The sequence below is a fragment of the Microcoleus sp. C2D2 genome, assembly GCF_036702495.1.
Classification (GTDB): Bacteria; Cyanobacteriota; Cyanobacteriia; order Cyanobacteriales; family Microcoleaceae; genus Microcoleus.
The window spans coordinates 14,814-38,366 of the sequence record NZ_JAUBTO010000074.1; the positions used below are offsets into that span (position 1 = coordinate 14,814).

Genomic DNA, 23,553 nt, shown 5'->3' on the forward strand with positions numbered 1-23,553 from the left:
GCAACTTCAAAGAGAACGCAACATTAGCTGGCGACAAGCTCTGATGTTCTACCATTAGATAGATACCAGGGATCGTTGCCGTTATGGTACATTAAACATTAATTATCGCACTTTTTGACCTGCTTAATCTACACTCCAATATATAGCCTGTTTGGGTAAGTTTTGTTAACAATTCTGTTTTTTGATTAGACTTTCCAAACAGTGTTACTAAAATAAAGCAGTGATTTTGAAGGGCATGGGAATATTAACAATAATTGCCCCATCTGTTATTACCATAAACCGTCTCAAAGTAATTTATTGCAGGGATTTTGACAGGGCTGTCACCCCCTCAGGTTAAATCGTTAACAATTGTGATTCAGAAGAATCTTGGAGGTAATATATGGCTACTACAACTAATAACACTGTCGAGAACTCAGTTGTTGATACTCTCGAACAGTTGTTGCAGCGTTCAGTAATTGATATTGAGTTCCGCACTGAGCTTTTGAACAATCCCGAAGCATTTGGCCTCCGAGTGGATACTGAAAATCTTGTGCTGCCCAAGCAGGTGGCGCCGCAGGATATGTTGTTTATTGAGTTGGTCAACGAGGCTGCAGACTTTGGTGCGTGTTCAAACACTTGCATCTCGGGCTACACAATAAGGTGCGATGGGGAGTCAGTCGGTGGCCCCGGGTGCAAAGGCACTTGTATCTCGGGCCTCTCAATACGTTGTGACGGAACTACGTTGTAGTAATTCAGCTGCCCACGCGCAGTCGGCAGACTAATTAACCTATATCACTAGTCTGCTCGATTATCCCCGGGCTGGCTAATCACGTTAATCAGCACAAGTTAATACCACAAAACCCCTCTTGTTTTGATGAGTCTTGATAGGTGCTGCACTGACTTAGTTGAGTGGTATTAAGGGTGGGATCTGGATGCAAGGAAATGACTCGCCAGCCTCGAATACTCGAGGCTGGCGAGTCATCACAACAAAGGAGGGAAATTGATGAACTACTCTCTGAAAGATCAGCTGAAAGTTGTTGCCCCCCGACTTTCAGCAGACTTGGTTTCAACCGAAGCTTTGTCCCACATTTACACCTTAGCCCAAATCCTACCACCCCTCTCAAACGCGCTTTTGGAATGTCGTTTAGGTGCAAGTGCATCCCGGTTGGATTTATCAGTTCCTCTACCAAACTCTGCAACTAACCTGCCAGACAGTATCTTGATTCATCCGCTAATAGGCTCGCGTTCCACTGGTGACATCTGTTCGATGTATAGTTGCATCAATTGTTCAAGCCTCTGGCCTACAATCTTGTAGCGCTTCATAGACCCTTGGCCACTCACGCCGAAATAAGGGATGAGCGCGCCTCATCTGGTAAACATTAAATGTGGCTGGTTCTCATCACCACCGAAGCCCGTTCTTTGATGCCATCTTTAGCATGGTAGGCAATCGCATTGATAAGCTTGTTGACTCGATTGCTGTAATTTTTCAAACAGAGATTGCAGGTAAATTTGAGATTTTTGGTGAATTCTCAATTTTCTACCCTGATGCTGTGTGTCCTTAACGATCGCAGAAAGTTTTTTTTTACTTTATTTCTATGTCGGTCTCGCGCTTGGGGTAAAACCTTGCTCAAGTATTGCTATCTCCTCACGCCTGAGTGTTAATGTTCCCTCTGACTGATAGAGGTCAGTCGCAACTTCAAAGAGAACGCAACAGTAGCTGGCGACCAGCTCTGATGTTCTACCATTAGATAGATACCAGGGATCGTTGCCGTTATGGTATATTAAACATTAATCTGTTGAGCAGCGATCGCACTTTTTGACCTGCTTAATCTACACTCCAATATATATAGCCTGTTTGGGTAAGTTTTGTTAACAATTCTGTTTTTTGATTAGACTTTCCAAACAGTGTTACTAAAATAAAGGAGTGATTTTAAAGGGGATGGGAATATTAAAAATAATCGGCCCATCTGTTTTTACCATAAACCGTCTCAAAGTACTTTATTGCAGGGATTTTGACAGGGCTGTCACCCCCTCAGGTTAAATCGTTAACAATTTTGATTCAGAAGAATCTTGGAGGTAATATATGGCTACTACAACTAATAACACTGTCGAGAACTCAGTTGTTGATACTCTCGAACAGTTGTTGCAGCGTTCAGTAATTGATATTGAGTTCCGCACTGAGCTTTTGAACAATCCCGAAGCATTTGGCCTCCTAGTGGAGACTGAAAATCTTGTGCTGCCCAAGCCGGTGGCGCCGCAGGATATGTTGTTTATGGAGTTGGTCAACGAGGCTGCGGACTTTGCTGCGTGTTCAAGCACTTGTATCTCGGGCTTCACACTAAAGTGCGACGGGGAGTCAATCGGTAGCCCCAACTGCAAAAATACCTGCACCACGGGCTACACAATACGTTGTGACGGAAATACGTTGTAGTAATTTAGCTGCCCACGGGCACTCGGCAGACTAATTAACCTATATCCCTAGTCTGCTCGATTATCCCCGGGCTGGCTAATCACGTTAATCAGCACAAGTTAATGCCACAAAACCCCTCTTGTTTTGATGAGTCTTGATAGGTGCTGCACTGACTTAGTCGATCGCTATCAATGGTGGGATCTGGATGCAAGGAAATGACTCGCCAGCCTCGAATATTCGAGGCTGGCGAGTCATCACAACAAAGGAGGGAAATTGATGAACTACTCTATGAAAGATCAGCTGAAAGTTGTGGCCCCCCGACTTTCAGCTGACTTGGTTTCAACCGAAGCTTTGTCCCACATTTACACATTAGCCCAAATCCTACCACCCCTCTCAAACGCGCTTTTGGAATGTCGTTTAGGTGCAAGTGCATCCCAGTTGGATTTATCTGTTCCTCTACCAAACTCTGCAATTAACCTGCCAGACACTATCCTGATTCATCCTGTATGGAGACGCTGTCAGAATTTATCCCAGGATTTGGCTGATGCCAAATCTTCGCTGCACCAAAGGGTAAATACAATCTGGCTGGAGTTCGATGTGGATGGGCAGCCATCAAACGTGCCAATTCCCTGCATCTTTCTGCATTTGAATCAGGAACCTGCCTGTGATTTTCAATCGCTGCGAGAAATGACTCTAAAGTTGCTCGCTCATCCAATTTCCTCGCACCTTGAGTCGAATCTTCATCTGTGTTTTGAGGCTTTACCTGCTGACGCTAAAATTATTCTTATTGGTGCAATGCTGTCTCGCCAATCTGATGCAGTGAGGCTGATTATAAGCGGGATTCCTCCAGCTCAATTCTCAGCATATTTAGCACATATTGGTTGGAGCGGTTCAGTTAATGAACTGGAAGAGGTTATTTCAAACATATCCGGTCTTGTGGATAATATCCTCCTGAGCTTCGATGTTGGTGATACCGTATTTCCTAGGATTGGACTGGAATGTTATGTCACAGAACTGCCAGAACCTGGATCTCGGTGGCAGTTATTTTTGGATCATCTCGTCACAACTGGGCTGTGTACTCCAGCGAAGAGAAACGCTCTCCTCGGATGGCTAGGATATGAACAGAAAGCGTTAAAACGAGTATTTTTATTTGGAAAAAAAATATGGGACAGAATCCAGAATGCTGCAACTTCAGTTGGTAGCTTAGTGGGGGCACACAAAAGTGAGAAGCATCCAGGGGTAAATATCTTTAGTAGGTTCACAATCTCTACCAAAATTGTTTACCAACCGGGTATTCCCTTGGAGGCAAAAGGATATCTAGGGTTATGGCATGATTAGATTAATTCAGTCAATTAGCGAAACCCAAAGTACTGTCAGTCTAAACCCTTAGTTGCTGCAAAGTAATTTGAATTTTTGGATCTTTAACCATGCTTGATAATCTTACCCTCGCTGGCTTTGCTTGCCGCGCAAGCAACCTATCTGAGCGCCTCTCAATCACTAAACAATTGGCTGAGGGCAACGCCTTGCTGGCTTGTACTGGGCAGCTCAGCCCGCTCGATACTTGGACGCTGAACAAATTGGCTGGCAAGTTAGCCGCAACACAAGTCAAGCAGCAGATTTATGAGCAATTGGCAAGCATTATACCTACAAAGGACAACTTGCAACAACTGCTAGCTGATTACAAGTTGTACGAACAAAATCTGACCAACTTGTCTGAGTCGGATCGGGTACAGTTTATGCAACCTCATGCTACATGGTTGAACCTGTACCAAGCCGCACTGGCAAAGCTGGATTTACCGCAGGCTGATTTTGCCGGCAGCTGGTGGTATGAGGGCGATATTTACTACAGACGCTTTGGCAAAGTTTGCGAACCATTTCTGCGTTGGCTGCAACAAACACTGCAACCCATCTGCGCTGAAGTTAATCAGGCTACCGCTGATTACAGCATTAATCAGCAAGTTATCGCTAATATTCAGCTTGAACTGCTAAATCGCTTTGAAAGATTGCTAGCTCATGCGATCGAGGCTGATATAAAGCTTTACTGTCACCAAAACAAGCTCGCCCCATCATCCGATGCTCAGGCTTATGTAAATTACTTTGAACAGACCTTTAATAACGAGCAGAGTTATCACCGCTTTTATTGCAAGTTTCCCGTACTCGGGCGTTGGTTAGCTCAAGTTACCAATTTTTTAAGTAAAATTGGTGAAGAACTGATACAGCGTTTGACGAGCGATCGCGCTGAAATCAGCGCCACCTTTTTTGGGGGGGTACCCCTGAAGCAAATCAAATCTTTCAACTTAGGTCAGTCTGACTCTCATGCTGGCGGTCATAGCGTGGTCATGGTCGAGCTAGAGTTAGCGAACTCGCACCAAGGAACTATTGTTTACAAACCCCGCTGTATAAAATCTGAAGCTGCATTGCAAGGTTTACTCGAAACGTTGACCAAGGCTGAAGCCATCGAGTTTGCGGCTTATCGAGTGCTTTGTAAAGATAGCTATGGTTATGCGGAGTTTCTCCCCGTACAAAATCATACCCAAAGCAAAGAAGTTGTCGATAAATTTTACAATCAGCTAGGCGGTTATTTAGCAATCTTTCATATCTTAGGCGGCAGCGATCTTCATTTTGAAAACATTCTCGTCTCCAACTGCAACGCCTTCATCTGCGACTGCGAAACTGTCTTGGAAGTGCTACCGCGTCGCCTGGAAAAAATTTCCGATTCACTGTCTGATTCAGTGTTTAGAACTGGTATGCTGGATTGGCCGCGCGCCAATAATACACCCGATGCTAGCAAGCGGATAAGGCTAGGCGCCTATAGTGGTGGAGAATCTTACGAGACACCCTTTGCTGTACCCCAAATTAACAACCGCGTGTCATTATCGCTGGCAGTTGAACGCAAAATTGGTGTCCGCGTTGAGGTAGAAGCTACGAATCGCATCTATTACAACGGTCAGTTGGTACGTCCGCACGATTATCAACAATGCATTGTGGACGGGTTTAACAAGGTTTACGACTGGGTGCAACAAAACCCTACGCAAGCAATAAAGCTGATCGAAGAGTTGTTCGCACCTTCCTCAGTGCGCTTTGTGAATCGAGCCACGCAGGTTTATGCTCACTTACTTGATGCGGCGCAACATCCTAAATGCTTAGCGGAGCCGCTGGAAGTCGATTTGGTTTTCCACACTTTAATTGAACATCCGCGCATGTGGGATGATACCGGCAAGCTAGCTGAACTTGAATTAAAGGCTTTGTGGCAGTTAGATATTCCCATCTTTGCTGCAAAGGCCGATAGCAAGGACCTGATTTATAACTACCAGCTGCAGTTGTCCGATTCTCTGTCGATTTCGCCGTTGAATAATGCAGTCGATCGCATTAAGCGGTTATCCCCTGACAGCCAAATCCGACAGAACCAGTATATTTATGCTAGCTTGTGCAGCGGCGAAATTAACAGCCCACACTTTGTTGCTTCAGCGGTTGATTATGCTCAGCAAATTGGGATGCAATTGTGTTCGCTACTCCAAAAGCCCTCTAAGTCGGCTCCTTGGCAAACGATAGATTACACGCCTACTGGTAAACGTTTGGTCGATATTAATAGTTCGCTCTACAGTGGCTCAGCCGGAATCTGTCTGTTTTTCGCTTACCTGGACGCAATTCAACCGAAGGCAGAATTTCGCCAAACGGCAGAGCGGGCGCTTGTCCATGCTATCGAACAACGCGATACGACAATGATCGGGGCTTTCCAGGGCACGGCAGGTCTGATTTATCTGTTGACACACCTCGCCAAGTTGTGGGGCAAACCAGCTCTGCTGGAGCAGGCGAGTGAATTATGTGCTGAGATTACACCACGCATTAGTCAAGATGATTACTACGATATCATGCACGGCGCTGCGGGCGTAATTCCCGTCATGCTCGGTCTAGCACAGGCAACGTCCGGTAAGGGCATGACTTGCGCGAATATGTGCGCCGAACACTTACTGCAGCAGGCGATTCGCCTGGACGAGACGCTCTCGTGGCCCTGTAACCCCGAGGTAGGGCGAGGCAATCTAACTGGCTTTTCCCACGGCGCAAGCGGCATCGGCTGGGCGCTAATTCAGCTCGGCTGCCACACCAACAACCCGGCGTACATTACAGCTGGTCGTCAGGCTTTTGCCTATGAAGCAACTCAATTTGATGCAGTGGAGCGCAATTGGTATGACTTGCGGACATCAGTGATGACGAAACAAGCTTCAGGGCCAAAGTTTGCTCATTTTTGGTGTAGTGGCGCGGCGGGGATTGGCTTGAGTCGCATTGATAGTTGGGCGGCTTTAGGCGGAACGGACGAGGATATCTTGCGTGAAGCTTACACGGCGTTAGACGCAATGCTTCGTAATTTTCAAAGGCTGGAAAATGATTCCCTGTGCCACGGCAAAGCAGGTAGTGCGGAGCTATTATTGAGATTTGCTAAGCTCGTAAACGAGCCTTATATGCAGATGGAAGCTAATGTACAGGCGACAACACAGTGGCGCAAGTTTGAGAAGGCCCGACGTTGGACCTGCGGTGCAGGTGGTAGCGATGTGTTGCCCGACCTGATGACCGGGTTGGCAGGCATTGGGATGCACTTTTTGCGTTTAGCCTATCCGGAGCGAGTTCCTTCACCACTGCTACTCGAGCCGCCGCTACTAGCGAAATCAATCAACTCAACCGAGCTAGCTAAGGATATGGCAAACATATAGCAATCCTCGCATCATTTGTGAACTTCTTACTCCCGGACCGCGAGTTCGGGGAGGGTTGGGGTGGGGTAAAAAATTTACGACTCCTGCAAGGATTGCTATAGAGCCTAACTAGCCAGCCTATCAATTAATGTATTCGAGCGCAACATGAATAGATTTGACCGTCAGTTATGGAAGCGATTTGTAGGGCTTATCCAACCTTACTGGTATCCTGTCGAGCAAGGAGGAGGACGAACATTTCTTGGGTTGTTACTGCTGCTACTGCTATTCATCTTCACTACTTTCTTTATTATTGTCAGCACAGTCAGCTTAGTGTGTCAGCGTTATTTTCCGCAACTCTATACCAGTATTGCCCCAGGCTTTGCTGAATCAATAGCTGATATTATCAATTCTCCAGCAATTTATGGGGTTGTGTTTTGTTTCTTCACTCCAATTATCGGCTTTTTATACTACAAAATCCCCTGGAGAAACCATAGGCGACCCTGGAGTTTGTTAGCTGTATTACTATTGTTGTTGCTATCATCCATTGCTTTGGAGGTAATCAGCAGTTATGTAGGTAGAGACATTATAACTGCCTTTGCTAAAAAAGATGTTAAAGGCACTTTTCGTCTGTTATTTTTATACGGCAGTGTGTTTGCCGTCACTACACCAATTGTCGTCTTCTACCGCTACCTCACAAAGAAACTCGGAGTCCACTGGTATGGGTGGCTAACCAATTATTTTCTGAATAAGTATTTCCACAATCGGGCTTATTATAAAATCGGCTCCAACCTTGATATTGACAATCCAGATCAGCGCATCTCGGAAGAGGTTGAGTCATTTGTCCTAAGTAGTGTGGAAATTTTGTTAGGTATTTTCACTCAAGCCCTTAATCTAATTGCGTTTATTGGAGTTCTTTGGTCTATTTCTAAAGCGCTGGTCGCTGTTTTGTTGCTATACTCTATGTTTGGCAATGTCGCAACAGTTTTCTTAGGCAAACGACTGATCGGGCTCAACTTCACTCAAAGCCAGCGAAAGGCAGACTTCCGCTATGGCTTAGTTCATGTCCGCACTCATGCTGAATCGATTGCCTTTTTTCGGGGAGGAGATAGGGAATCAAGCCTTGTAAGACAGCGACTTTCTGCGCTACTCCAGAACTTTAATCTACTGATTAGATGTCAGCGGAATCTGGATTTTTTTACACAAGGATATAACTATTTTGTTCTCATCTTACCTTACTTAGTAGTAACCCCTTTGTTTTTCAAAGGTAAAATTGAGTTGGGCGCAATTACCCAAGCGGGTATTGCCTTCAATATGGTTTTAAGTAGCCTGTCGATGATAGTGAGACAGTTTGAATCCCTGAGTGCCTTTGCCGCTGAGATTCATCGCTTATCCAGCTTTGCAGAAGCCTTGGAAGCGTTAAAGCCAGGACATCGCTCTGAAAGCAGCGTAAACCAAAACGCCCAAACAATTGATACAGTCGAAGATTTTCATCTAGCCCTCGAAGACATCACCTTACAAACCCCAAACGATGAACGGATATTAGTCAAAAACTTGTCAGTCTCAATTGAAGCCGGTAAAGGACTGCTGATTGTGGGTTCTAGTGGCTGTGGCAAAAGTTCTCTGCTACGGGCACTCGCAGGTTTGTGGAAAACTGGCTCAGGTCGCGTAGTGCGACCAAATCTAGAAGAAATGATGTTTTTGCCCCAGCGCCCTTACATGATTTTGGGTTCCCTGCGTGACCAGCTACTATACCCCAACAGGACTGGTGAACTCACAGACGAGGAACTTTATCAGGTTTTGGAACAAGTCAATCTGGAAGACCTACCCGAAAGAGTCGGCGGTTTGGATGTAGAACTCAACTGGGACGAGGTTTTGTCATTAGGAGAACAACAGCGCATCGCTTTTGCACGACTGCTACTTGTGTGCCCCCGCTACGCCATCTTGGATGAAGCTACAAGCGCGTTGGATCTGGCAAACGAAGAAGCTCTCTATCAGCAGTTACAAGAGACTAAAACAACATTTATTAGCGTCGGTCACCGATCGAGCTTGTTGAAGTATCATCAACGGGTTCTGGAACTATTTGGGGATTCCAGTTGGCAGCTCACGTCAACTCAAGAGTACTGCGCCGATGCCAGTTCGTTTGCCTAAGACTCGTGCATGACAACTTAGATAGACAGTCCTGGACGCAGTCACGCTATATATAGCGTGACAAAAGTTACGATCGCCCGTTAAATAGGAATGGGCGATCGTTATAAGATTAAAAGCGGTACGATCGTCCTTCCTGGAACTAGGAATGCACTCGGGTTGCGATCGATATTTAACTTGAGCCTGCTTTAAATTCTGTTCTCATTCCATCCCGAACAACTTTTGGGCCACAGAGCGATCGAGAGCGATCGCTTAAACACTGGCACGCTACATATAGAGTGCCTGCGTCAGTCCTGAAGATGCTTACTCTCATAAACCCGGCTGCTGCCAGAAATAACAGGTTTCTCCGCGAATAATCCGCGCCGAAACCCGGTTTCACGGGTAGCGGTGCGTAAATCCTGAATACATATCCGCCCTGTGCCCACAACAGGTTAAAATATTTTTCAAATCCGTTAAAAATGGAAAATCAAAACAATGAATCGTCCTCAAAGCGTTACAGTTCTGGCAATCTTGCAGCTAATTAGCGGCATTTTCAGTCTGCTTGACGGCTTGTTCATCTTACTTTTTGCAGGCATTTTTGGCGGTCTCGGTGCGGCTTTCGGCGGGGCAAAAGTTGGGGCTGCAATCGGCGGATTTATAGGAATTTTTGCTGCGATAAGTTTCATCTTAGGTTTCCTATCCTTACTCTTAACTTGGGGTTTGTTCCAACTCAAAAATTGGGCTTGGACGGGAACGTTAATTGTCCATATCATCGCCACCCTGGCGCAAATTGTCAAAATGTTTGGCAGCGGCGGTACAGCAGTCAATTTTTTAACTCTGGGTTTTGCAGTTGCTAGCATTTACTACCTGCTGCGGCCGGATGTTAAACAAGCATTTCGTGTCTGATTTCCTTTTCATTAACGGTACTGAATTCTCGGATCGAAAAAAGCATAGGAAATATCAACCGCCAGATTAATCAGTACAAAAGTTACAGCCACAAAAATTACTCCTCCTTGGACAATTGGGTAATCCCGCGTCAGAATACCGGTGTAAATCCAAGAACCAATTCCCGGCCACGAGAAAATCGTTTCAGTCAGAATAGCGCCCCCTAAAAGAGTGCCGAACTGCAAACCTATAGTTGTGACGATCGGCAAAAACGCATTTTTCAAAGCGTGTTTCAAAATCACCCAATATTCCGGCAATCCCTTAGCCCTCGCAGTGCGGATGTAATCTTGAGAAAGCACTTCCAGCATCGCAGAACGAGTGATGCGAGCTATAATAGCCAGAGGAATAGTTCCTAAAGTCAAAGCTGGAAGGATTAAATGGGCGATCGCATCCCGCAAAGCCGCCAAATCCCACCTCAGCAACGCATCCAAAACATAAACACCCGTAATCGACTTAAAACCAAACCCCAAATCTACACTAATCCGCCCGCTGGGAGGCAGCCATTTCAGATAAACAGCAAACAAATAAATCAACATCAATCCCAACCAATACACGGGCAAAGATACGCCAATTAACGAACCGCTCATCGCGAGATTGTCCAGCCAGCTATTTTTCCGAACAGCAGCCAAAATCCCCGCCGGAATTCCGATAAAAAGTGCTACCAACATCGCCACGACAGACAGTTCAAAAGTAGCAGGCCAGCGACTTTTAATTTCATCAATTATCGGAATACCGCTAATAATGCTATTTCCCAAATCAAAGCGCAGCAAACTCCCTAAAAAAGCTAAATATTGCAAAGGTAAAGGCTGATTCAGACCCAAACTTGCTCTCAAAACTTCGACTTGTTCGGGAGTTCCCCGTTCTCCCAAAAGCACTGTAGCGGGGTCTCCCGGTATCAAATGCAAAAAAGTAAATACTAGCAGAGTGATTCCGAAAAGGACTGGCAATAGTCCCAGCAAACGTTTAACAATGTAATTAATCATTTTTTTAAGAGAGATTCGCTCGGCTCGGATTTTGCTGCATTTTCACATATCGTTATATGGTTGGTAGGGGCGGGTTTTACGAAAAATATTTGTAGTAACGAAGGATATGGATAAACCCGCCCTTTCTTAGGGAACCGCATATGGTTGGTAGGGGCGGGTTTTACGAAAAATATTTGTAGTAACCAAGGATATGGATAAACCCGCCCTTTCTTAGGGAACCGCGAAGAGAAGGGGGCGGGTTTATGAATCTACTAAATTATTTCATATATTTCTCGTAAAACCCGCCCCTACACCAATATATGCAGGTAAAACCACCCATATTCAAGACTTACTAACATCTTCAAAAGACTCAGACCCCAAAGGACTCGGAATCCAACCTTGAATATTCTTGCGTTTCCCTAAAAGCGGCTGCGAATGTACGATCGGCAAACGCACAGCTTCCCCATGCAAAATCTCGCTAACTTCCGCATAAATTTTCGCCCTAGCTGCTTTATCCCCACTCGCCCTCCCCCGATCCAAAAGTTCCAGAACTTTCGGATTTTTCCAATTTCCCAAATCCGCCGTCGAACCAGGCCCGAAGTGAGGATAATAAAAATTGTCTGGATCGCCATAATCTCCTGTCCAACCCATCATAAAAGCTTGAAAGCCGGGAGGTTTTAGCCGATCGGCTAAATAAGCAGACCAATCCTTTGTCAGCAATTTGACCCGAATCCCGATCGCGCTCAAATCCGCCGCAAAAGCCTCAGCGATCGGCTTCGGCGTGGGAAAATAGGGACGGCTGACGGGCATATACCACAAATCCAAATCAAAACCGTTCGGATAACCGGCTTTCGCCAGCATTGCTTTAGCTTGCTGCGGGTTAAATTCATAATCTTTAACTCGATCGGACCCCGCCCAATTCAGCGCAGGCGGGATAAATTGCGGATCGTGTTTTCCGAGTTCTCCCCAGAAAGCTTGGACTATTGCTGGCTTGTTAATTGTTTGGGCAATCGCCCGCCTGACTTCTGGTTTTGACAAAGGTTCGTAACTCGGATTTAACGCTAAATAACCGACATTAAAAGAAGGTCGCACAACAGCTTCTAAATTAGGATCTCCCTGAACTTCTTGCAGTTGATCCGGCGTTAAATCCACAGTAAAATCAAGTTGTCCTGCTCGCAACTGAGCCAGTCTCGCCGCCGGATCGTCAACAAAACGAATTACCAATTGATTGACTTTTGGCGCGCCAGTTTTCCAATAATTCGGATTTTTATCCAAAACAATGCGATCGCCCGATCGCCATTCCTGAAACACAAAAGGTCCCGTACCCACCGCCAGCGACCCCGGAGTGCCGTATTTAGCACCCGCTTTTTTCACCGCCGCCGGACTCGCCATCCCGAAATAACCAGACCCAATCGCCGAGGGAAAAGCAGCAAAAGGTTGATTTAAAACAAACTTAATCGTAGACTTATCAACAACTGCCACATCTTTTACCAGGGAATTTTTATCTCCCTTAAAGCCACCAAAAAAATCCTTCCAAATTTGATAAGTTTTGCCAGATTCTCGATAACTGTTAGGATTTTTCGCATCCCACCAGCGCTCGACATTAAACTTAACAGCTTCCGCGTCAAAATCTGTACCGTCGTGAAACTTTACCCCGGAACGCAACTTAAAAGTCCAAGTTTTGCCATCTGTAGAACTTGACCATTCAGTAGCGAGACTCGGCTCAAGTTCCACAGTTCCCGGTTTGAAATCAGTCAAGCGATTGTAAATTTGGTCGATCGCAATAACTGAATTCCCGTCAGTAATATTTCCCGGTTCCAGATTGACCGGCTGCCCGCCAGCACCGTAGACTAAAGCCCCAGCCGGAACCGCAGCAGGAGTTGTCGGAGTTGGAGAATTATTGCTAACCGTGTTTGAAGGACTGCCGCAATTTGATAAAATTACAGCCATCCCAAAAACTAGACCTAATAAAAATAAACGCCAGGATTTTAACAATTTCATCTCAATAGCTCCTGTTTAATAGAAAATTGTACTCATATCAATAAAATTCTAATTGGCTCTTTCTCTCCCCTCTGCGGTCTCTGCGTTCTCTGCGGTTCATTTAGTAAATTCTATATTAAAATCAAATCCAATTAAATTAACCAACCAAATAGAACACGCTGATGATATCATGTTCGAGGGCTAAATCTCAACTCACACCTTTACTTTAGGCGACGCAACCAGCATGAAAGCCAACGTTTGGGGCCCCGCTAGAGGCTATCTCAAAGCCTCGGCCATGCTGCACAAAAAAGGCATTCACAATTTATTCACTACCACCGAAATCAAGCCCCAATTTGTCAGCTAACAGCTAAAATCAAGTCCGCGTCAATAAATACAAAACCTTTAGGGCGGGATGGCTCGGGTATTTGTCAACCCGCCGCAACTCCATAGGCAACAGTCATGCGGCTGCGAATAAACTGAGGCAGCTCAACTTCATCAAGCAGGGCCGATCGAACCATTCAAAAACGTTTCTAAGTGCTAAATTGATTGTTTCCGGGTCTTCATAAATTAGTACCTATTAGTACAGGTTCGGCGCTCCACACCTGGGGTTAATACCCAAATCCTTTTACAAATACTAGATTGGACTAACCAACTTCTTAAAAGGTATGACCAATGAATGAAAAGGAAAGACAGGAATGGCATGAGACTGTAAAAGAAGAATTGCGAGGCTTTAGAGAGAGACTTAAGGATTCCAATCTCAGTTAAGAAGAGTGGAGAATACTCGATCGAAAAGAAGACAAGCTGATTTCGGAGGATCTTAGATAGTCTCTAGATTTAGACCGAGAGAGTAATTCGGAATTAGTAAGTCAAGTTAAATAGGATATCACTGTAATTTCTGATGCCTTAAAACAATGAAAGCCAGATTTATTACACTGACTTTCTAGCGGGCTGACAAAAACTGATCGTGGCGAAGGCTACAACTCAAAAGTCTCTTCACCAATACTTCCGAGTTCCCCGCTACCCAGAAACTCTTCCTCCTCTACTTCCTCAATTCCAGAGTCGAAACTTTCCACCACAAACGGCAAACCAGCCGCCATCAAACCCCGTTGAATCAGTTCCGGCGTTTCGTCAAACAAAACAAATAGCGGATGAACAGCCTCAGCTTCATCGCTGTAAATATGTCTGTAGCGGTGCGGCATCACCCATTCGTAACCTTTATCCAGCCAAACCTGAGACTGCCGCCAGCGACCGAGCAACTCAGAAAACTCTTCGCCCGGACGATGAATGAAAATCAAAATTTCCACTCCAATTTTAACTTTCCATTCAGGATCGCACATCAAAATCGCCAAATCGCAGGGCAAACAAACTGCCTGTCCTGGCGATATGCTAGTGCCGCCGCTTCCCGCATAAGAAACCCCGTCCCGCAAGCGCGCAATTGGCAAAGGAATTGTGATTAAACTATCATGGGCGCGGCGGATACTCGGAATCATTTCCATGTAAACCCGATATTTTTTCAGCAGAGCGATCGCGGCAGAAGATTCGCTGTACTCTGCTAGTAAAGCCTCGTAATGTGATTGTTTAACAGACATTTTCAAACCAAAAAATAAGTAATTACTAATTGCTGCTCATTGCTAATCGAGCGCTTCTCGTTACCAGCAAGACCTTGATAATGAAGATTTGGAGGCAGAGCCTTCATTCAAATTGTTTTCTCCTTTTAATCGAGGCTGTGCCCCCTCCAAAGGCCTTCCCAGGCTCTGCCTGGGAACAATTGAAATAGTCATTGGTTATGCGTTAATTGGTACTAACTAATAACTAATAACTAATTAGCCCTTTTTTACAGCTTCTGGAACACTGCGAACATCGGCAGATACATCGACAGCAAAATCGAACCTACGATACCACCGACGACAACAATCATCAGAGGTTCTAGCATACTGGTAAGTCCTTTTACGGCTTCTTCCACTTCCGTTTCGTAGAAAGCGCCAACTTTCATCAGCATCTTGTCAAGTTCCCCTGTCTCCTCGCCAATTGCCATCATTTGAATAGCCAAAGACGGAAAAACAGCTTGTTCTTGCAAAGCAATACTGATCATGCCGCCGCCTTGAATTTCCTGTCTGGCATATTCGATCGCATTAGATATCGCCTGATTCCCCGCCACATCTCGCACAATTTCCAAAGAATTGAGAATCGGCACGCCCGATCGCGTCAGCGACCCAAATATCACGCAAAACCGAGCCACCGCCGATTTTTCTATCAAATCTCCAAAAATAGGTAACTTCATCGCAATCCTATCAATTTGTAGGCGACCTACTGGAGTTTTGTAGTACATATCGAAGGCAATTTTGAGCGCTATAATCACCCCAATAACTGTTATCTGTTGGATCGGAGGCCAAGCCGTACAAAATGTACTAATTGCCAACATCATCACCGTAAAAGCCGGCAAATCTGCACCAATATCCTTAAAGATTTTGGCGAAAGTTGGCAGCAAGAATATGGTCATTGCGAAAAAAATCACGATCGCGATGCCAAACACAGTCTTCGGATAAGACATCGCCGAATTAATTTCCGCCTCCGTCTTGTGATTTTTTTCCATCATCACTGCCAGACGGTCTAGGGTTTCATCTAGCACCCCCCCGACTTCTCCCGCCGCAACCATACTGATAAACAGTTGGTCAAAAACATCAGGAAACTTAGCCATCGCCTCTGCCAAGTTTATCCCCTCCTGCACGTCAGCATTCATGCTCCTGAGCGCTCGCTTCAGCTTAGCATTAGAACACTGCTCGTGCAGCACGGAAAGGCATCTAACGATCGCCACCCCTGCATTAAACATAGCCGCAAACTGACGAGCAAAAATAGCCATATCCTTAACAGTAAGACTGGTAAAGTTATACTCGATTTGCTCTTGAATCTTACTGAAATCAAAGCCACCTTTCGGTTTTTCGCGGATTACGTTGGTAGCCACAGCTCACCTCTGAAAATTTATTAAAAGTTATGAATCATCAGTCATCAGTCATCAGTCATCAGTTCTTTCTGCGGACTCCTGACTAATGACTGCTGAGTGAATTAATGAGATCCTACCTTGGCGCCAACAGGTGCAGGACCGATCAAGCGTTCGAGTTCGTCAGCCTTAGAAGCCTTGCCCATTGCCGCTTCCCAAGTGACTTTACCGCTCTTGTAAAGTTCAGCGAGGGCCATTTCCATCGTCCTCATGCCCAATTTCGCCCCCATTTGGATTTGGGAGTAAATCATTGGAGTTTTGCCCTCCCGGATCAAGTTAGCCATAGCTGGAGTATTCACCATGATTTCCATAGCGCAGCAGCGGCCGCCCCCAACTTTCACTACCAAATTTTGGCTGCAAATTCCCACCAAAGAGTTAGACACCTGGGCGCGAACCTGGGGTTGTTGAATTGGCGGGAACACGTCCAAAATCCGATCGATCGTTGCACCCGCAGAATTAGTGTGCAGCGTTCCCATCACCATGTGACCCGTTTCTGCAGCGGAAATTGCCAGACCGATCGTTTCCAAGTCCCGCATTTCCCCCACCAGAATCACATCAGGATCTTCGCGCAAAGCTGCTCTGAGCGCATTAGCAAAGCTCTTAGTATCTTCGCCCTTTTGGCGCTGGTGAAACAAACTCTTGATATTAGGAAACACGTATTCGATCGGATCTTCAACTGTGAGAATGTGTTCCGCCCGCGTCCGGTTGATCAGATCCAACAAAGCCGCCATCGTAGTAGTCTTCCCGGAACCCGTTTGTCCCGTCACCAACAGCATACCCCTGGGTCTTTCCGTCAGATCCCGCAAAATTTGCGGCACGCCTAAAGCATCTGCATTAGGAATCTTAGAAGCCAGAGCCCGCATACAAGCAGCCCAAGCACCCCGCTCCCGGTACACATTGACGCGGAACCGAGCCAATCCCCGAACGCCGTAAGCGCAGTCGAGTTCCCACTCCATTTCCAACTGCTTGCGCTGCATATTGTTGAGCATTTGGAAAATTAGGATCTGCACTTCCTCAGCAGCCAGAATGTCGCCGTATTGCGTCTGAGGAGTTAGTTTACCGCTGACTCGGAAGAATATAGGCGCGCCCGCTTGGATGTGTATGTCCGAACCCCCTTGCTCTACCAGGGACTCCAGTACGTCTTCAATCATCAGACCCATAGATACCTCTCCTCGATCGAATGGATAGTTATTGACCAATCTAGCTCAGTTAACAGCCAACAGTTAATAGTCAACAGTTAACAGTCAACAGTTAACTGCTGAATCAATCCAAAAAGCGTGGCGTCAAGCAGTACGGACAATCCAGCATCTCCGGCTTCAATTCCGCCCGACAAGTTTTGCAGGTAAGTCCCTGCTTGCGTTTGGCTTTCATTTCCGCCTCCAGCCCCGAGTCAGTAAACGTCACCCGCTCGACTTCTTCAAAGGTAGTCGCGCCTTCCCGCACCAACTGCAAGCTGTAAGCCAACAACGTTTTCATCCCTTCTTCTACTGCTGCTTCCTTAATTTGCTCTGTGGGAGCTCCTTGAGTGATCAGGGTTTGAAGCCGCTCAGTATTTTTCAGGAACTCGTAAACCCCTACCCGTCCTTTGTAGCCTAGGCCGCCGCACTTCCGACAAAGTTCCTCGCGTTCTGCCAGTTCCTTCCTTTGCTCCACCGGTACGGTGTTGGCTTTGTAAACAGTCAGATCAATTTCTTGAGAAGCCGACAGACCGTACTTGCCGAGTTCTGCTGCAGTAGGCTGGTAAGGAGTGCAGCATTTGTCGCAAACGCGCCGCATCAGACGCTGAGCCAACACCCCCAACAGAGCGGCCGAAACCATGAACGGTTCTACGCCCATTTCCGCCAAACGCGCGATCGCCCCAGCCGCGTCGTTCGTGTGCAGCGTCGTCAGCACCAAGTGTCCCGTCAAAGCAGCTTCTAGAGCTGTTTTGGCCGTTTCCTTGTCCCGCGTTTCCCCCACCAGCATCACGTCAGGGTCTTGCCGCAAAAATGCCCGCAGAATGTTGGAAAAAGTCAAGTCTTTTTCCCGAATTACTTGACATTGGGTAATTCCTGGCAAAGCATATTCGATCGGGTCTTCCGCCGTACTGATATTAACCCCCGGATCGTTGCGTTCCGCCAGAATCGAGTACAGAGTAGTTGACTTGCCCGAACCCGTCGGCCCCGTCACCAAAATCAGTCCGAACGGACGGCTAGCACTCTCTCGCACTAAAGCCAGAGTTTCTTCGTCGGAGATTAACAAACCCAAACCCAACTGAGTGCTGGAACTGTCCAAAATCCGCAGCACGATTTTTTCGCCGTACCGGGAAGGCAAGCTATTCACCCGGAAATCCACCGTGCGTCCCTCAAACACCCGGCGGATGCGGCCGTCTTGAGCTTGTCGGCGTTCGGCAATATCCAGGTTGGCAATAATCTTGAAACGAGCGGTAATCGATGCGACTACCTGCTTGGGAAACCGGAAATACTCTTGCAGCACCCCGTCTTTCCGCATCCGTATCCGCATGAACTCTTCTTGAGGTTCTACGTGGATGTCAGACACCTTTTCCGACAAAGCTTTAGCCAAAATGACGTTGACGGCCTTAATTACCGGAGCCGCCTCAGCATCGTCCAAGGTGTTAGCTAGGTCTTCTTGGTCGGCAGTCTCCTCTTCTAGCGAGAGTTCGCCAAAATCTCCCTCCCCTAAATCCATCTTTCTCTGCTTTTCGGCTGCAGCTATTTTGGCTGCTATCTTAACTTGCTCGTCTTGATAGGCCGAAGTGATGTCCTGATAGTCGTCTGGCGTAATCACCCGTCGCTGCAAAGCCAAGCCGTGAGGCTGTAAAATCCGCCGCAAATCTTCTATGGCGTTGAGGTTGTCGGGATCTACCATTGCCACTAAAACCGCCAGAGGCTGAGTTTCAGTCTTCGCTACAGGTAAAAACCGACCTTGGTTACAAATGTCGATCGAAATCTTCAACCCGTCGAGCATAACTCCGAGTTGCTCGTTAGACATTTCGCTCATCTCCGGGTCAAATGCTTCAACCCCGTAGACTATCTTACGTTCAAACATCTGCTGCTTCTTGTAAAGCCGCAGCAATTCTGGGGGCAACGGCTGCCCGGTAAGTGCTTCTAATACCTCCGTCAACCGCTTGCCCGACTTCTGGCTTTCAATTTGAGCTTGCTTCAATTGGTCGCCGTTGACGTAACCCGCCTGAATCATCTTGTTGAGAGCCGGAGTAAAATTGCTCAGAGCAACTATCGATGTGGAGCGAAACCCCTGGGATGTGTTAGTCATCAGAAAAAATGGGTAGAAACCCCGCGCTAGAAGCACGGCTTTATATTTTTGATTTACTACCGCCTTGGGATTGGTTAACTCGGTGTACTTTTGTATTGCACTTTCAACGAGACAATTACCGCTTCAAATCTTCCAATCCTGTACGCATAGTATTTTGCTCAATTGAGCCTCCCATGAATGGGGTAATGTTAGCTTCGACAATGTTTCGAGAGCTTGTTAGACCTGCAACACTGTTGAGCGTGACCTTAGAACTGTTTAATTGCTTCGGACAGAGCAGGGGACTAGCTACGCATCCACAGGGTGTCGTGACTCTCAAAACGTAGGCAATTAAGCCTTAGTCTGGTCAGTACGGCTTGCCAGATTTCTCTTGCAAGCCCCGTGTCTTTAGACCGGGGTTACTGACGTTCCTGCTCAATCCCTATCTGTCAAGTGTAAGCTTGCAGTCCCCTCTAAGCTTCGTCTACAAATTGACGAGACGTTCGAGGGATTTGCCGGTGCTGGCAATCAGATCTTGTTCGTTAAGTGCTGCCGTTGCTTACTTACCTGATTAACTTGCGGGATACTCTCGTTATAGCGTCCGGGCAAATCACTTGGGGATTGCCCGTACCGGGAGAGAAAAGCGGGGCGGGGTGTGTTGCCGTACCAGGCTCATTCTATTTTCCCAAATTGTTTGCTCAAAATACAGCGCCCGTTGCGGCGCGGTTAGCTTTACTAGGTTAAAGATGAGCTATGTTGTGTGATGATAGCTTTTACGAAAGTCTCGATCGGTCTAGTGAAATATATTTTGATTAATTATCTGCGATCTGGTACTGCCCGATCGGCTACTTGAGTCTCCTGCACTCATTTTGAGGAGATCTAGTTTTTGGTCAGCCAATCTTACTTTGATTCAACCCTGGTGTCCGAATCTTTGTCACCCCGCCCGAAAACGGATACAAGTTTCCGACAAGAGTCGCCATCCGCCCCAAATTTTAGACTCTTGTTCCAGCTCCCAGATTCATCTGTGGGGTAAATCTCAAATTATTCGACTCAGCGCTCACGGCCCCGTCTCAAATCTCCAATCTGCTGACGTAAGCTTGACGGTTCACAAACCTGGGAAATAGGCAAATTAGATATCAATCGTATCTACAGATTAGCACCTGGGCGAGACGAGCTAATGTATCTCATTTTACTGGCAAAATTTCGAGACTTCAAGCGACTTCGGCGGTATCGACTCAGAAAAAAAACAGCCCCAATTCGCATCAAGATTAACAACCTATAGCCTTTCGAGCTCTCATATGAGGTACTATCCGGCCCACGGGCATAGGCCTCCGTGGCCTCCGTGGCCTGCGTGGGCATACCTCACCACGCGATCGAACCGCTATAGTATCTGAGTTACCGAAACATTGGGTTTAAAGCCCCGTCCTTCTAGGACGGCTTTTAAAAGATGCGGTATAATTATGCTAGTGATGTCTGTGTAAAGATGTTGGTATTTGAGGCAAAACTTGAGGGAACGAAACAGCAGTATGAAAGGCTTGATGAAGCCATTCGTACTGCTAGATTTGTTCGCAATTCTTTCATCAGGTACTGGATGGACAACAAAGGCATTGGCAAGTACGAGTAGAGTGCATACTGTGCTGTCCTGGGGAAAGAATTCCCTGTTCGCTGGCAAACTCAATTCTCAAGCTCGACAAGCTACGGCACGAACGAGCGCGGTCTGCGATTTCTCGATTCTACGACAACTGTAAAAAAGGCAAACCAGGAAGGAAAGAAAGGTTTCCCACGCTTCAAAAAACATCAAACTCACGGTTCTGTTGAGTACAAAACGACAGGATCTAAGCTGTCTGAAGATAGGAAAAGTATCACCTTCACCGAGGGTTTTGCAGCAGGAATCTTTAAGCTGTGGGGAACCCGTGACTTGCACTTTTATCATTTGAAGCAGATTAAACGAGTTCGAGTTGTGCGTAGGGCCCACGGGTACTACGTTCAGTTTTGCATTGACCAAGAACGAATCCAGAAGAGAGAGCCGACCAATAGAACCATTGGGTTGGATGTTGGACTGACTCATTTTTATACCGATTCCAATGGTCAAACTGTTGATAGTCCCCGTCACCTGAGAAAATCTGAAAAAGCGCTTAAGCGTTTGAATCGTAAGCTTTCTCGTACTCAAAAAGGTTCTAAGAACAGAGTTAAAGCTAGAAATCGCCTGAGTAGAAAACACCTCAAGGTAATTCGGCAGCGTAAAGACTTTGCCGTAAAGTTGGCAAGGTGCGTCATCCAGTCTAACGACTTGGTTGCCTATGAGGACTTGCAGGTGCCGAATCTGCTTAAAAACAGCAAGTTGTCCAAGTCGATTTCTGATGCTGCACGGTCTAACTTCCACAGTTGGTTGGAGTATTTCGGCAAAGTGTTCGGAGTGGTGGCAGTGGCTGTCCCACCTCACTACAGAGCGTCAAAATTGCTCTAACTGTGGGGAATCTGTCAAAAAGTCTTAAGTCAACTTACTCATAGATGTTCTCAATGTGGACACATACAAGACAGAGATTGGAACGCCGCATTGAACATACTTGAGTTAGGACTCCGTACCGTGGGGCACACGGGAACGTTAAACGCCTAGGCGAGACATCGATCTCTGCATTGGTGAGGAAACTCCTCAATGTAAGTCGAGTCACGGAAAGAGGAAACCTAAGAAGTGATTCTTGGAATCCCGGGGTACGGCCGGAGAGGATGTCAAACAAGCACACAGCTAACTACTTAGTCACTCAATACAAATTCCTCTTTCTCCCCTGTTGGGAAACGCAGCAAATGGTAAAAAATGCCAGGCTCAGCTTGGGAATAAAACAGCCAGACCGATGATAACTTTAAGTCAGTATCTTTTTAAGCAAACGTTGAAGCATCAAGCCTCCTAATGGGGAAAGGTTTTAGTATACGTAACAGCCGAATATACTTATAAAACTTGTTATAAATGCGATCGCGTTAACCCAAAATTAGGAAGCCACAAACCTTTGGTTGCCCCCGATAGCAGTCATACTATAGGTAAATATCTAAACTACCCTTTGAATATTTTATTGAAAGCTTTGAGAAATGCCTCCACATCTGGCGAGATTTCCTCTTTTCACATTGTGCCATACACACTAAATTCGAGTGCTCTAGATTTACCGGGTTGAATGTATCTGCTAGAATTGATAGGGTTCTGTCGCGCAGCTTTTATGATTGACGACGAAAAACAACAAGATCAAGATCCTAACTCAACTGGGGAAACCCCAGAGGGTTCGCCAATGGCAAGCGAAAATCCGCCGGCACCAGAAAACTCGAACGGACCTGCTGATTGGGAGCTCGAACTTGCTCGAGCTTATCAAAGTGCTCAGGGCGATCGCTCGCCAGCAAACGCATCCGGGCCTACCGTCACAGGCAGTTCAACCAACAGTCCGACTGCCGACGCGGCGGAGTCTTGGAAGAGGGAACTGGCCCAGGCCAACGATGAAAAAGAGGCTTTAAAAACTCAGTTGCAAGCCGCATCCGCTCAACTAGAAGAGCTCAAAAATCAAAATCTCCGCCTAGCTGCAGATTTTGAGAACTTCCGCAGGCGCACCCAAAAGGAAAAAGAAGAGCTAGATCTACAGGCAAGGTGTCTGACGATCAAACCCCTGTTGCCGGTAATTGACAATTTCGAGCGCGCTCGATCGCACATCAAGCCGCAAACCGATGGCGAAATGAACATTCACAAAAGCTACCAAAGCGTTTACAAGCAAATGGTAGACAGCCTCAAGCAAATCGGGGTTTCTCCGATGCGCCCCGAAGGCGAACAGTTTGACCCCAACCTCCACGAAGCTCTGCTAAGCGAGCCAACTGACGAACACGAGGAAGGAACAATTATCCAAGAACTAGAACGCGGCTACATTCTGGGCGATCGCGTCTTGCGGCACGCCAAAGTGAAAGTTGCAGCGGCTGGGCTATCTGTGGTAGCCTCAGATGAAAATCCCGATAGTTCGGAAAGTTAATCGGGATACAAGCTACTGCATTCCTCAAAGTCACTGACCCCCGAATTATATTCGGGGGCCATAAGGCGGCAGACTCACTAACTTCTTAATTGATGACTAAAAGCAGGTCAGCGCTTTTTCAAAAAATTATGAAAAATGTTTTTACCAAGAAACTGGGTCGAAAGCCCCGTCCTTCTAGGACGGCTTTAATTTAGTAAATTATAAAGAATTGCTAAAA

13 protein-coding genes and 2 pseudogenes are annotated in these 23,553 nt (G+C 46.5%); 9 read left to right on the plus strand and 6 right to left on the minus strand.

Features of this window, described 5'->3' with window-relative positions:
* Window positions 1-379: 379 nt before the first annotated feature.
* The 6 genes from QUB61_RS22250 (at window position 380) to QUB61_RS22275 (ending at window position 10,107) form a co-directional block, all read left to right on the plus strand.
* Complete coding sequence (locus QUB61_RS22250) at window positions 380-727, plus strand: cinnamycin family lantibiotic (protein ID WP_333134765.1); 348 nt, start codon at window positions 380-382, stop codon at window positions 725-727.
* Window positions 728-2,062: 1,335 nt separating this feature from the next.
* Window positions 2,063-2,410, plus strand: a complete 348-nt coding sequence (locus QUB61_RS22255; RefSeq protein ID WP_333134763.1) for a cinnamycin family lantibiotic — start codon at window positions 2,063-2,065, stop codon at window positions 2,408-2,410.
* Between the two features lie 267 nt (window positions 2,411-2,677).
* Window positions 2,678-3,727, plus strand: coding sequence for a hypothetical protein (locus QUB61_RS22260; RefSeq protein WP_333133864.1), 1,050 nt, complete (start codon window positions 2,678-2,680; stop codon window positions 3,725-3,727).
* Window positions 3,728-3,816: 89 nt separating this feature from the next.
* The gene (locus QUB61_RS22265) at window positions 3,817-7,098 is read left to right on the plus strand and encodes a type 2 lanthipeptide synthetase LanM family protein (RefSeq protein WP_333133863.1); all 3,282 of its coding nucleotides are present in this window, start codon (window positions 3,817-3,819) and stop codon (window positions 7,096-7,098) included.
* A 144-nt stretch (window positions 7,099-7,242) separates the two neighbouring features.
* The gene (locus QUB61_RS22270) at window positions 7,243-9,225 is read left to right on the plus strand and encodes an ABC transporter ATP-binding protein/permease (RefSeq protein ID WP_333133862.1); all 1,983 of its coding nucleotides are present in this window, start codon (window positions 7,243-7,245) and stop codon (window positions 9,223-9,225) included.
* A gap of 471 nt (window positions 9,226-9,696) precedes the next feature.
* Complete coding sequence (locus tag QUB61_RS22275) at window positions 9,697-10,107, plus strand: hypothetical protein (RefSeq protein ID WP_333133861.1); 411 nt, start codon at window positions 9,697-9,699, stop codon at window positions 10,105-10,107.
* A gap of 11 nt (window positions 10,108-10,118) precedes the next feature.
* Here QUB61_RS22275 and QUB61_RS22280 read toward each other — a convergent pair whose 3' ends face one another.
* Together QUB61_RS22280 and QUB61_RS22285 are read right to left on the minus strand one after the other, a co-directional pair.
* Window positions 10,119-11,129, minus strand: a complete 1,011-nt coding sequence (locus tag QUB61_RS22280) for an ABC transporter permease (protein ID WP_333133860.1) — start codon at window positions 11,127-11,129, stop codon at window positions 10,119-10,121.
* Between the two features lie 321 nt (window positions 11,130-11,450).
* A complete protein-coding gene (locus QUB61_RS22285) occupies window positions 11,451-13,109 on the minus strand; it encodes an ABC transporter substrate-binding protein (protein WP_333133859.1) in 1,659 nt (552 codons plus the stop codon).
* A gap of 184 nt (window positions 13,110-13,293) precedes the next feature.
* Here QUB61_RS22285 and QUB61_RS22290 point away from each other — a divergent pair.
* Window positions 13,294-13,452 (plus strand): annotated as a pseudogene (locus QUB61_RS22290) (saccharopine dehydrogenase-like oxidoreductase); the annotation flags it as partial.
* A gap of 610 nt (window positions 13,453-14,062) precedes the next feature.
* Here QUB61_RS22290 and QUB61_RS22295 read toward each other — a convergent pair.
* The 4 genes from QUB61_RS22295 to QUB61_RS22310 form a co-directional block, all read right to left on the minus strand.
* On the minus strand, window positions 14,063-14,677 hold the full coding sequence (locus QUB61_RS22295) for a hypothetical protein (protein ID WP_333133858.1): 615 nt from the start codon (window positions 14,675-14,677) through the stop codon (window positions 14,063-14,065).
* Window positions 14,678-14,922: 245 nt separating this feature from the next.
* Window positions 14,923-16,050, minus strand: a complete 1,128-nt coding sequence (locus QUB61_RS22300; protein ID WP_333133857.1) for a type II secretion system F family protein — start codon at window positions 16,048-16,050, stop codon at window positions 14,923-14,925.
* A 101-nt stretch (window positions 16,051-16,151) separates the two neighbouring features.
* Window positions 16,152-17,246, minus strand: coding sequence for a type IV pilus twitching motility protein PilT (locus tag QUB61_RS22305; RefSeq protein WP_333133856.1), 1,095 nt, complete (start codon window positions 17,244-17,246; stop codon window positions 16,152-16,154).
* 103 nt (window positions 17,247-17,349) lie between these two features.
* Window positions 17,350-19,359 (minus strand): GspE/PulE family protein, encoded by a 2,010-nt coding sequence (locus QUB61_RS22310; RefSeq protein WP_333133855.1) that lies wholly within the window; start codon window positions 19,357-19,359, stop codon window positions 17,350-17,352.
* Between the two features lie 1,459 nt (window positions 19,360-20,818).
* Between QUB61_RS22310 and QUB61_RS22315 the strand changes: the two are divergent.
* Window positions 20,819-22,031, plus strand: a pseudogene (locus QUB61_RS22315) (RNA-guided endonuclease InsQ/TnpB family protein).
* Window positions 22,032-22,544: 513 nt separating this feature from the next.
* Entirely contained in the window at window positions 22,545-23,336 is a 792-nt protein-coding gene (gene grpE, locus QUB61_RS22320) for a nucleotide exchange factor GrpE (RefSeq protein WP_333133854.1), read from the plus strand.
* Window positions 23,337-23,553: the final 217 nt, after the last annotated feature.